This window comes from Bradyrhizobium sp. T-12, assembly GCF_058314695.1.
Window position 1 is genome coordinate 801458 of sequence record NZ_JBZFQJ010000002.1, and the last position, 12045, is coordinate 813502.

At 59.0% G+C, this 12045-nt stretch carries 7 protein-coding genes and 2 pseudogenes; 4 read left to right on the forward strand and 5 right to left on the reverse strand.

The genetic code is table 11. The features are described 5' to 3' along the window. Positions 1 to 73: 73 nt before the first annotated feature. Both AC0WRY_RS38035 and AC0WRY_RS38040 read left to right on the forward strand, forming a co-directional pair. Positions 74 to 745, forward strand: coding sequence for a response regulator transcription factor (locus AC0WRY_RS38035; RefSeq protein ID WP_164934295.1), 672 nt, complete (start codon positions 74 to 76; stop codon positions 743 to 745). A 56-nt stretch (positions 746 to 801) separates the two neighbouring features. Beyond that, positions 802 to 1182, forward strand: coding sequence for a response regulator transcription factor (locus tag AC0WRY_RS38040; RefSeq protein ID WP_128929888.1), 381 nt, complete (start codon positions 802 to 804; stop codon positions 1180 to 1182). Positions 1183 to 1489: 307 nt separating this feature from the next. Here the strand turns inward: AC0WRY_RS38040 and AC0WRY_RS38045 are convergent, their stop codons facing one another. From AC0WRY_RS38045 to AC0WRY_RS38065, 5 genes and pseudogenes are all read right to left on the reverse strand, one after another. Beyond that, complete coding sequence (locus AC0WRY_RS38045) at positions 1490 to 2203, reverse strand: ATP-binding protein (RefSeq protein ID WP_128929887.1); 714 nt, start codon at positions 2201 to 2203, stop codon at positions 1490 to 1492. Positions 2204 to 3117: 914 nt separating this feature from the next. Then, positions 3118 to 3298, reverse strand: a pseudogene (locus tag AC0WRY_RS38050) (hypothetical protein); the annotation flags it as partial. 346 nt (positions 3299 to 3644) lie between these two features. Next, positions 3645 to 4571, reverse strand: a complete 927-nt coding sequence (locus AC0WRY_RS38055; RefSeq protein WP_237867165.1) for an AAA family ATPase — start codon at positions 4569 to 4571, stop codon at positions 3645 to 3647. Between the two features lie 217 nt (positions 4572 to 4788). Further along, positions 4789 to 5703: a transposase gene (locus tag AC0WRY_RS38060; RefSeq protein WP_128929885.1), complete on the reverse strand. Its 915-nt coding sequence runs from the start codon at positions 5701 to 5703 to the stop codon at positions 4789 to 4791. Positions 5704 to 5834: 131 nt separating this feature from the next. Continuing rightward, the gene (locus AC0WRY_RS38065; RefSeq protein WP_128929884.1) at positions 5835 to 6146 is read right to left on the reverse strand and encodes a hypothetical protein; all 312 of its coding nucleotides are present in this window, start codon (positions 6144 to 6146) and stop codon (positions 5835 to 5837) included. 1734 nt (positions 6147 to 7880) lie between these two features. Here AC0WRY_RS38065 and AC0WRY_RS38070 point away from each other — a divergent pair. Further along, positions 7881 to 8769: pseudogene (locus AC0WRY_RS38070) on the forward strand (IS110 family RNA-guided transposase). 2105 nt (positions 8770 to 10874) lie between these two features. Next, the gene (locus AC0WRY_RS38075; RefSeq protein WP_164934317.1) at positions 10875 to 11900 is read left to right on the forward strand and encodes an IS110 family RNA-guided transposase; all 1026 of its coding nucleotides are present in this window, start codon (positions 10875 to 10877) and stop codon (positions 11898 to 11900) included. Positions 11901 to 12045: the final 145 nt, after the last annotated feature.

A 12045-nucleotide genomic window follows, 5' to 3' on the forward strand; every position in this document is an offset into this window, starting at 1 on the left:
CAAGCAGAGCCGTTATAAGGCCGAGAATCTAGGTTTTTTGGATTTGCCATGGTTCTGTTTGAAAGGATGGCACGTGAACGAGCGCTTGCAAGCATCGCAATTGGTGCCGGATCACAACGAAGCAGTGGTGCTGATTGTCGACGACGATGCCTCGATACGGAAGGCTCTTACGAACCTTTTCCAATCGGCGGGTTTGAAAGTGAAGGACTTTGCCTCCGCCGCGGAGATATTAAAAGCGGACCGCCCCGAGGGGCCGAGCTGCCTTGTGCTCGATGTTCGGTTGCCTGGATTGAGCGGTCTCGAGCTGCAATCCGGTCTCGCTAGCGCGAATATGCATACGCCAATTGTTTTCATAACGGGTCATGCGGATGTTCCAATGACGGTACAGGCAATGAAAGGGGGGGCGGTTGATTTCCTGACAAAGCCTTTCCGCGATCGGGATTTGCTTCGCGCAGTCCAGATTGCAATCGAAAGAGATCGACAAAGGCGAGAGCTTGAGAAGATGCGAGCCGGCGTGCGCTCACGCTTTGAAGGTCTGACGCAGCGAGAGCGTGATATTCTGACGCTGGTTGCGTCAGGGCTCTTGAACAAGCAAGTAGCGGGTGAGCTCGGCCTCGCCGAGATCACCGTCAAAGTCCACCGTGGCCAAGCCATGCGCAAAGTCGGCGCTAAGTCGCTCGCCGATCTCATAAGAATGATTGAGTTGCTGGGCCTGTCCCGCTCAAATGGAAACGTGCAAACCTGAGTACGAGCGGCGGCTCTCGGTTGGATAGCGCTGCAGCTAAAGGCTTTCCGCTTATAATGCCTCATCTCATCTCGATCATTGACGATGATCCGTCCGTTCGTGCCGCCACGAACAACCTTCTGTCCTCTCGCGGCTACGACGTTCAAGTGTTTGCATCCGCCCCAGAGTTTCTACGCTCGGAGGTGCTGGCTGCCACGTCGTGTGTAATCGCCGACATCCAGATGCCTTTCATGAACGGGCTTGAGCTGCTACGGCAAATGCGAAACGACGGTCGTCAAACGCCGTTTATCTTCATTACGGCCAATGCAGAGAGATCAGTTCGCGCCCGCGCAATCGAAGCTGGCGGTATTTGCCTTCTCGCTAAACCATTTACCACAATGACATTGATCAACTGCCTCATTGCAGCGCTCGAAGGACTTGACGACACAAGGAAATGAAAGCGACCACTCTTTGCGGAAAGCACCTCAACGGAATTGGTGAGTCTGAGATAATCGCCTGCACTCGCGGTACACGTTACGTCCTAATCGGAACTCTTGCAATTGCGATGCACGCGTGCGTTGACGGAGGCTCCTTGATGTTCAGTGCAGTTAATCTTGGCGGCCAAATCCTGCCGACGCGCTCATCTTACTGCGCAGTTTCAAGTGAAAGCTGTTTCCAGTTGAGGCGCTCGGGCGAAGTCGCACATCGTTGATCATGAAGCGGTCGCCGAACATCTTCGGCGGGTTTAACTCTCGGCCCTGGTCCCTAAAGGCTGAGCGTGGGCGAGTCGTACGCTTCCGGCGTCCGCTTCCTGACTATTGCCGAATAAGGGAGATTCGGTGGGCGGTGCGTCTTGAACGCGAATGCGATGGTTTTCCCCCTAAGGCGAGAAGTGGCCGTCAAGTTCGGAATGTCGGAATGTCGATTAACGTTCACAATTTCGGGGTTGCGGAGACGCGGGGAGCGCGCGTTCGGGCGTGATCTTCTTCCCGACTGTTGAAGCGCCAACTGTCGATTCCGCTTTCGATAATATCCTAATGAAGGTTCAGGTGGTCGAGCGGCGCGGTGGTCATCTTGGTGTGTCCGCAAGGACGCTCGGCCATTCCCGACTACCAGATTGGTGGTCACCAGCACGAGTGCGCTCGTAGGCGACCGATGAGGTGGAACAGGGAGCTGATTACCGGATTGGGCGAATGGCAGATTGCCGAGCTCGTCGAGAACAACGAAGTCCAACCGGGTCAGGTGATCGGCGAGCCGTCTTTGGCGGCCATCGCGGACCTCGGCTCCTAGCCTGTTGAGGAGGTGGACGTCCTTGTAGAAGCGGCCACGGGCGCCAGCGCGGACACAGCTGCGGGCAATTGCGATCGCGAGGTTAGTCTTGCCAGTCCCCGGGGCAACCAGCGTTGGCCGATGTCTAGGAGCCCGATTGAGATCCTCCCCGTTCCATCCGCAATGCGCAGCGTTAGTCGTCGTTGTCACCTTGCAAGCGGCTTGAGGGTGAGACCGATTTAGTTATCAGGCAACCTGATGGGATGTTAACGCTCCTGCCGGCATGGACGGTGCACCACCGCGTCCTTCCGATTGATCCCTGCTCCGCGGCTTGCGGTGGACGGTCGCTGGAGGTGCGCGCTCTTGTCGACGCGGTTTTATCCTCCTCTTAGGGTTATTCGTCCCATTTGTGGGGACGTCGTCGTGGCGAGCGCGTCACCTCACAGGGAGATCGGTTCGAGAGCCCTCCAAGATGCAGCAGCATTCCGATTGAAACTTGCCAGCAACGCTGGAGCTGTTGAAGGAGCTTCCTACCGAATCGCTCACCGACGGGGTGACCGACGCAAACGACATGAGGAGGACAGCGGTGAGCAAGAACACGCCTGAGCACGCTCCTCGCCGGGCCATCGTGCACGTTCGTCAGTCGGCGGACGACCAGGTTATCAACAACCGAGTGGACCGCGCCGGCAGTAAGGCTTAGGTGACGGTGCGCGGCAGCTTGGCTGGAGCGAGGTGAGCGTGATCGACCATGATCTCGGTCGCTTTGGTGGTGGCACCGCGCGTCGCGGGTTCGAGAAGCTGCTCGCCGCATTTGCGAAGGGCGAGTTGGCGCCGTGGTTTTGATTGAGGCCTCTCGGCTGGCCCGCAGGGCAGGCATCGTTATACACTCCTGGATTGAGACCACGAAGCAAAAGGCGCGCAGGAGTGAACTCTTCCATACGATATCTCACGGTCTCTCATGATCGGATCGAGAACGACCTAGCGCGACGGTCAGGGTGAGAGCGTATGTGGAGGCTCCCGAACGTGCGGTGGTTGCCCCGTGCAAATTCGCCCCCGGGGGGAACGGAGGAGAAGGCCGGCCGTGGAGCTGGCCGGGGTTGCGCAATGACCGGCTCCTTTCGTTACTAGGCATTTGCGACGTCGTCAGTTCGTGCTGTGCTGACGGCCGATGCAAGCAGCAGCGCGTTCGCCTGCTCGTTTCGCGAAGAGTTAAGGCGACGCTGAAGGGTTAGTAGGACCTTGTAAAATAGAGTATCCTGCGTGCAGTTTGGACAGAAGCTCGCTGCTCATCCGCCATGGTTCGGCTCCGCATCATGTTTGAAGTGCGACGGTCACACTAATGACGGGAACGATCAAGCTACGTACTCCTTCCCGGGTATTCAAAGCTCGAAGACCGCTGTTTTGATCGACGCGTCCGTGCTTCGGTAGCGCCAGCGGAAGGCCCGACGAAACGTGCCGCAGGGTGACCGTACCCCCGCCAGAGGTTCGTCAGGATCAATGGAGCGTAGCGTACGTTTGCCTCAGGCGGCAGGGCTCCATTGTCCGTCCCCCGAGTTGACACCCGGATGACGCGTGCCGAGCCACCACCTTCCGGCCGAGCTATTCGGGTCCTAAAACAGGATCAGCGTCGCCATAGCTTAGGAGTAAGACATCATTCTTTGTCCTCGCTCTCGCAGTCGAAGCGATTCTGACGCATGCTATTCAACCTTTCGAACACTGATCGCTCATTCTGGCCATAGAGCTTAATGCCAATGATGACTTCTCGCAGATGTGCTATATTGTAGCGTTTGGTTTGCTCGACCCAGCGGTCGAGCGTAGCATCGTCAAGCGATGGCTCCTTGGCTTTGAAGTAGGCGCGGCGGGTCTGGGCGGACGACATACCAACTTCCATGATGGTGTCAAAGCGAGAAGGGCGATCGACAAAGCGCCTGTCCAGACGGTCAGGGTGGTTGGTGGTCGCAACGTGCAGCACGTTCGCAGTTTGCGCGTTGCCATCGAGCAACGCAAGAAAGTGCTCAGCGCCCCATCTTTCCACGAGCTCGTCCAGATCCTCCATAACCATGACCACGGGCCGCTCGGGCTCAATGCGACGCAGCAGACCGACACACGCGCTAGCCAGTTGCGGGCGATCGATAAAGACAACTACGCCATTATGATCTCGGACAACGACCTGTGTCATTTGTCCGATTGCGCAGGTCTTGCCACTACCGGGAGGGCCCCACAGGAGCATGCCGCGCTTGTGCGTGAAGCCGTACTCGACGTACTCCTCGCGCAGAGCCCAGAACTTGTCGAACTCGACCAAAAGCCTCTCCGCGGCGGTGTCCGGCAAGTTCAAGAGCGTGTCAGTTACAGTCGGCACCTTTTCGAAAAAAACGGTGCAACTATTTTCGCGGCAGCGATAAGCACCTGCTGGCAATTCCAAGGAAGCGTCAGAGACTGGGAGGAAGGTCGTGCCGCTCCGCGCCCACAGCGCAGCATTAAGATGGAATTCGTGATCCATGTACTGGTCCACGCACTCGTCGACGCACTCGTCCACGCACTCGTCCTTGTTCTCGTTTACGGAGAAGGCCTCTTTCATGTACTTCCTCGATTGTTAGATGGAGTGTCAGAGTAAAGGGGTAGCAATAGTTGTGCCATCGCAAACGAGGTCCGTATAGCGACCGCGATCCTGACCGGCGGCAGTCACGTGGCTGGTGAAGGGAAGGCTTATGTATTCACCCGTTGCGACACCGATGTGTGGCTAATTCGACAGACTTGTCCGAAATCGACCAAGCAATGCCGCGGCGTTCTTGTTTTCAATGAAGTATCACTTCGGCATTCAGTGGCCTGGCCGTTGCGAGCAGTTGGGCGGTCTGGCCAGACTTATCCTCGTGATCGTGGGTCGACACATTCTTGCCTCGATTCCGTTCGGCGGGCCGAACTGTGTTTGGTCGCTCTTCGAGTACATGCCCATGATTAACGTTATGGCCAAATGCGCAGAGCCCCACACTGGGTGCTGCTGCAAGTCTAGTGTCCTGAACCAGAGCATTGGATCGGCAGAAGCGCTCGATTGAATTGGTCCATGGAAATGGTTTTGGATCGGCGTTGTGCCGTTCGATGAATGAAGCGATGTCGGCCCTGACGGCGGCAATGCTCCGATAGACGCTGCGCCTGATGTTCTTGTCGGTCAGGAGCTCGAAGAAGCGCTCCTGATTGAGCCATGACGAGCTGGTCGGGGTCAGGTGCACATGCCAACGCGGCCTTTTAACTAGCCATCGCCGGATCAGCGGGGTCGTGTGCGTGGCGTAGTTGTCCATGACGAGATGGACGTCGAGCCGGCGCGGGCTGGGTCTCGTCGAGGAGCTTGCAAAATTCGGCGGCGCGGTGAAGTCGGTAGCACTTGCCGATGACCCGTCCGGTCGCAATATCGAGGGCGCGACCAGCGAGGTGGTGCCATGCCTTTTGTAGTCATGGCTCCTTCGGGCCGGCTGGCCAGGTCGCATCGGCCACATCGGCTGGCTGCGATCCAGAGCCTGGATTTGGGATTTGTCGCTCACACACGGGACGATGGCGTGCTGCGGCGGCGAGACGTAAAGCCGACGACGTCGCGGACCTTGGCCAGTAGGTACGGGTCTGTCGAGAGCTTGAACGTCTCCATCCGATGCGGCTGGCCCGAAGGCCCGCCAGATGCGTTGAACCGTCGACACCAACAGACCGCTCGCCTTTGCCATGCTGCGGGAGCTCCAATGCGTGGCGGGGCAGTTCTCCAGCGTTCGCACGGTCACGACTTCGATTCGGACATCATCAACCGTGCGCGGAGCCCCGGAACGCGGCTCGTCGTGAAGCCCGGCCACGCGCTGCTCTACAAAAACGGTGGCGCGACTTGCCTACCGTCCCGCCGCTCCAGGCGCAGCTTGGCCGCCACTTTCTTGTTCTGTCCTCCCTCCGCGCAGGTCAACACAATCCGGGCTTTCAGAGCCAGCGCCTGCGCCGTGTTCCGCCGCTTCGTCAGTGACGTCAGTGCGGCACGCTCATCATCGCTCAATATCAGGGGCGCAAGTAGCTGGACCGACATCAAATCCTTCGTCGCTATTCCAGCACCCAGCTCTGGCACAACCAAGCGAATCCAATGCGATTTTACGATTGCGAACTTGTGAGTCAGGACAGTAGTCATCTGGAATGCAAGTTCGTCACCGCCGGCGAGCTCGCTCGACGGCTCACGGCTTTGTTATGGGGGCAAAGATGCTTTCGGTCTCGATCAATGGATCGTGGATACTGCGAGGAGCGAACTGGCCTCGCTTGCGCAAGAGATCGACCGCGACATTGCAGCTGTCGCGGAGCCATCACCCAACCCTAGAGCACTATCCCCATCGACGGGCTCTTATGGTCCCTGCTGTCCGGAACGGAATCTCCGCATCGATAAGTGTAGCCTCTGCCGAGATTAGGTTGCGGCGCGGTGAGTAGGCCTCGGTGTGCTGACGTCGAGGCTCGATGTGGACGGCGGTAACTAACACAAGTCCAAATAGCGGCCGATCGATCAAGTTGCACGGTCGTCGGCGGGCTCTCTTTGTCAGGTGCGGCAGTTGCCGCGCCGTTGATGGCCGCAAATCAGCCGGCCTGGATGTTTAATTCTCTCTTCCTCAGAACAAGGAACCGGCACCCGGCGGCACGCCGCACCCGGGTCATCAGGGTCCCAGGGAGTCTCCCGGGCGGGGGGCTCCTGCGCGCCTTCCGGTGGGCCCTCTTGCGTGCGGGCTGAAGCAGTGCCTACCAACAAAAGCAGTGCGGCCGTAGTCAAAAGCGCGCGTTTCATCCGGTTTCCACTAGAACAGATACGAGAACTCCACAGCCAAGTATGCCATCCCAGGTGCTAAGGAGTAGCCGGCGTTGGTTCACCAGAGGTCTCGACTTCATTCCAGGATCGTACAATGTGACGCTAGGTGCGATTCAAGCCTTTTCATAACGGAGGCACAAAGTATCAACCTGACATCGCTTAGGTCAGCGCTCCCGACGGCATCGAGCGGGAGGGCGTGATTGCTGCCGGCCCCAACGTAGTGCCCGTCCTGGCGATCGGCCTGGCTTGTCGAAGCTCGGCGAACGCGTGACATAGACGCCGCAGGAGATTCCAGCTCAGCTACCATCTCCACCATTGTGCGGCGGCTGGTCTTGGCCATGAACAAGGCCCAGTCGATGACGGCGTCCACAGGTTTGCTGATCGCTTCGGTTTGTGCACTCTTACCGAGCTTGTCCGAGATCGCCCAGGATACCGGAATAGCGCCAGCACGGCGATCAGCAAAGCATGCTCTGCGTGCTCCATGCGTCCATGTGCGGTCATGAGTTCTTCGTAACTCGACAGTCACTCGCAACAGGCATGGATAGTGTTGCCGGAGCATGTCGGCGCCGGAGATGCACCTGGATGCAGACCTCGATCCGGCACTGGAGATGAATGCCGACGTATACCTGCATGACTGACAGCGAGATGGCCAAGACATTCCTCGACAGAGCGACGCCCCGGAGTGCCTAGACGCCACGTGTTCCATGCGTTCTCTTTTACAATTGCTTGCCGCCTGGAACGTCGTTATCAGGTTCGAATAAACTCACGGACATATTGGTCATCGCGGAGCCTGATTCTCCCGATATCGACGGCATGTTCGCCTCCTCTTCCGAGCTCCGCTAATGGGCCTCCTGCCCCCGCCAGCAAGCGAAGCTGGTAAGGGGCGGCAAAGACAAGGAGCACACCATGTCTCAGACACCCAATACCGCGATCGCCGTGATCGGCATCGATATCGGCAAGAACTCGTTCAACGTCGTCGGCCACGATGCGCGCGGCGCCATCGTTCTGCGTCAAAAGTGACCGCGTGGGCAAGTGGAGGCGCGGCTCGCAAATCTGCCGCGTTGCCTGATCGGTATGGAAGCCTGCGTCGGCGCACATCACCTGAGCCGCAAACTCGCATCGCTTGGTCACGATGCGAGGTTGATGCCGGCCAAATATGTCCGCCCCTATAGCAGGGGACAGGAGAACGACTTCAATGACGCCGAAGCGATTGCCGAAGCCGTGCAGCGCCCGACGATGAAGTTCGTGGCGACCAAGACCGCGGAGCAACTGGATCTGCAGGCGCTGCACCGGGTGCGCGAGCGGCTGGTATCGCAACGCACCGGCATCATCAACCAGATTCGCGCCTTCATGTTGGAGCGCGGGATCGCCGTGCGCCAAGGTATCGGCTTCTTGCGCACCGAACTGCCCACCATCCTTGCGACGCGCGCCGATGCCCTGTCGCCACGCATGTTGCGTGTCATCGAGGAGCTGGCAGGCGACTGGCACCGGCTGGATCAGCGCATCGATGGCCTCTCCGGCGAGATTGAAGCATTGGCCCGTCAAGATCAGGCATGCTCGCGCCTAATGACGGTGCCTGGCATCGGGCCGATCATTTCGAGCGCCATGGTGGCCGCGATCGGCACCGGAGACGTATTCTCCAAAGGCCGCGACTTCGGCGCTTGGCTTGCCCAAGCAGATCTCGACGGGAGACCGCACGATCCTCGGCAAAATCTCGAGGCGCGGCAATCGCTACCTGCGCGTTCTGTTCGTGCAGGCGGCGTGCGTTGTGCTGGTCAGGATAAAGAACTGGGAAAGTTATGGGCTCAAGTCCTGGATCGAAGCCGCCAAAAGGCGGTTGCACCACAACGTGCTCGCGATCGCGCTCGCCAACAAGCTTGCCCGCATCGCCTGGGCGGTGCTGGCCAAAGGACGCGCCTTCGAGCTGACGAGGACTGACGATGCAGGCGTCCGACCCGCTTGATCCTCGCGCCGTGCTGGGCGCGGTCAAGGCGCAGCCTGGCAACGCCGGAGCCAGCCGCAAGCCAAGCGCGACGGCTGGCCTTGACCGCCCCTGCGCGCGACGCGATCGACGTTCTGCGGGCCGGGACGAAGGAACGGCCCTTGGCTCGAACAAAGGAACTGAGCAAAATGAGGAGCAAGCGATGACGTAAGCCCCTATCAATAATTTCCAGCCGAGGTCTGCGAGAGGATGAGACGAGATGGAGGTTCGGTCTTCCCGGCGCATGCGAACACTGGTGACCCGAATGGTCCAATCGAGGCCTGTCCGCTAACGAGAACGCACGCGCGCTGATATCCATGGTGGCCGGAGCAAATGCTCCAATCAAAGGCCGGATACATTGATGCAAGACCGCTCACCGCCAGCTCGGCGAAACCACTTGCAACGCACGGCCGGACCATACATCGGGGTCATTTATATTGCTCCTTGCTATAGATCCGCTTCACCAGTAGCCGACAGTTTCGTCTCGCCGGTCGGTCACAAATCCGGGCAGTCGTACTGGCGATAACAACAGTGGCGTCCGTAACAACCGTGCCTATAACCGTGGCAGGGATATGCGCGGAACGGGTACGACCGCGGGCCGGTATGGTACGGACTGCAGCCATAACTGACCGGAGGGTATCCATAAGGCGGCTCCGCATATACGCAATAAGGGCCATAACAGCCGCCGCTCGTACTTGCGCCACGGAAGAGTTCGGCTCTTGCAAGACTGGAGATCCTCCGTTCGCAGTTGCAGTGAGAGACAGGGGACATCGTGGTCGTGCCTCCAGGAAAGGCCTGCACGACTCCGACACTCCTCGGCATCGGCGCTGCCGTCGCCAGCTCCAACTGGACAACCATCAGGACTCCCACCACCGTACAGCTCAATAGGGACTTCCAGCTGCTCATCGTTCGACTCCTTATCACGGTCGTTTCGACAGTCGGCTCCAAGATGTCGTCAAAAAGCTCCCGCCTGGCGGCCTGCGCAGCCAGTGCTGCTGATCCAAATATTGGCTGCCGCCAATCAAGTGCCACAGCCACATGATCGCTACGCTACTTTCCTACCCCAATGCCAAGACGTATAGCGCTTGCTTGGCGAACGAAAGCAGCACTCCACCGGCTGCGAGAGCGGCCACGCAGAGTGCCAAGATCACCGCGCGCTCCATGCTTTACCGTTTTAGGCGGTCGTGAGCGCCCGAAGGTGGGATCGGTCGAACAGTATCTTGGATAATGGACGTATTGGTCAGCGCGTAGCCTGATCTTATTGATATCGACCGCATCTCGAGCACGCCTTCTCCGCCATTTACAATTCCCCTCCAGGGCCAAATAAACCTCCCCGGAGTAGCTCCGGGCAAGCCTCTCAAGGAGAGGATCAGCAAGTCCGATGCCATCGGCGGGAGCATGACAGTTCTGACACGTATAAATGAGTTAGGGGATTCTGAGCACCATTGCGAGAGCGTCGCGACGCCATGTTAGTGCGACAACTGTCCCGAGTCTGACAGACGGGGACGTCAGTTGCGTTCTGGTGTTGATCCCATAATCAGACGTAGCACAGCTGCCCTCACTCTACAGCAGGCCTGCCGCTTCAGCTGGAGCATCGCGTTCCTCGCACCGTCGCCGCCATCGGTCAAAACGAGCAAACTGTGGCGCCTGAGCCGCTCGTGCAAGTCGCGTCCCGGTATAGGCAGCGTTCTTTGCTGCCAGTTCAGCGACAACCGGCGGCCACACTCGCTCGCGGACATCGAGTCAATCGCGCCGACGGGCGCCTAGTGTCGCGCGACGATCAGGATGGAAGGCAGCGTCAATCAAGGTGAGAGAGTTTCGCTGGGCTCGTGACGGAGGGAGGGCGTAGCCCGACCGGAGTTACGAGCCCAGCGTCGGCGCGATCCCGAGGAGGACCGCGCCGACTGGTGATCGCGGCCGGCGGGGTTATGCAAGTGGTTCTTCCGCCAAGAGGAATCACTCGCTTGCCCGGCCGACACATCACAGATCACCAGATGAGATGGGATGGTTGCCGCCCTCCCCAGACGGCATCGTAATGTGCCAAGAACGCAGTGTTTGAACCCCGAAGCGAAGAGGACGGCAAATTGATGGATACGGTGATCGGAGTGGATCTAGCCAAGAATGTGTTTCAGCTCCACGGGGCGTCAATGGCGGGACACTTGAAATTTCGAAAGAAACTGTCGCGGCTTCAGTTTCGGAAGTTCATGGCGGGCCACCCATCGGCAGTGGTGGTGATGGAAGCCTGTGGCAGCGCCCACTATTGGGCACGGGAGATGGTCAAGCTCGGCCATGAAGTGAAACTGATCGCTCCGCAATATGTGAAGCCTTTTGTGAAACGCCAAAAGAACGACGCGGCTGATGCCGAAGCAATCGTGATCGCGGCACAGCGCCCCGAGATGCGCTTCGTCGAGCCGAAATCGGAAGAACAGCAGGCCAGGGCAGTGCTCTTTCGGGCTCGGAAGCGCCTTGTTCATCAGCGCACCGATCTGGTGAATGCGCTGCGTTCTGTTCTCTACGAATTCGGCCATATCATCCCGCAAGGAATCGAACAACTTAAACGCATTGACGCAATCCTCGAAGATCCGAACAGCGATCTACCAGAACTGGTCCGCGAGGAATGTCGGAGTCTCATTGATCAGATCGCCTACAAGACGGAGCGGATCGATGCCAAGGCAGAGCAGCTCAAGAAGTTGGCGACGCGGACGGTCACGGCGCAGCGGCTGCAGACAATGCCGGGGGTCGGCCCGCTGACCGCACTCGCGATCGAGGCTTTCGCGCCCGACATGGCGGCCTTTCGACGTGGCCGAGACTTCGCGGCTTGGCTCGGCTTGGTCCCACGGCAACATTCCTCAGGGGGAAAGGAAAGGCTCGGACGCGTTTCGAAGGAAGGACAGGCGGACATTCGCCAGTTGCTCATCGTTGGGGCGATGTCGCGGCTGAACTGGCTCGGGCGCAAGTCGATCCCTAGCGGATCCTGGCTGGCGCAGATGCTGGCGAGGAAGCCGCGCATGCTTGTGGCGATCGCCTTGGCGAACAAGATGGCTCGGACGATTTGGGCCATGCTCACCCGGAAGGAGGATTATCGGAACCCAGCGCAGGCAGTGACGGCATGACTGCATGCAGCACGAAATAGCCTGACGTTGGCGAAGGGGGTGTGAGAAGGCGACGACCCGAATGGGCGCAACGATCGAACAGATCTGGATCAGGAAACCAGCTAGAGCCAAAGAGCCGACGTGCTCGGAGATGAGAATTGGACCT

What these genes read in the sequence shown, in the direction of transcription:
- AC0WRY_RS38055 (WP_237867165.1), bottom strand. Translation starts at nt 4,571, where the DNA reads ATGAAAGAGGCCTTCTCCGTAAACGAGAACAAGGACGAGTGCGTGGAC.
- AC0WRY_RS38040 (WP_128929888.1), top strand. Translation starts at nt 802, where the DNA reads ATGCCTCATCTCATCTCGATCATTGACGATGATCCGTCCGTTCGTGCC.
- AC0WRY_RS38060 (WP_128929885.1), bottom strand. Translation starts at nt 5,703, where the DNA reads ATGGCAAAGGCGAGCGGTCTGTTGGTGTCGACGGTTCAACGCATCTGG.
- AC0WRY_RS38075 (WP_164934317.1), top strand. Translation starts at nt 10,875, where the DNA reads ATGGATACGGTGATCGGAGTGGATCTAGCCAAGAATGTGTTTCAGCTC.
- AC0WRY_RS38065 (WP_128929884.1), bottom strand. Translation starts at nt 6,146, where the DNA reads ATGACTACTGTCCTGACTCACAAGTTCGCAATCGTAAAATCGCATTGG.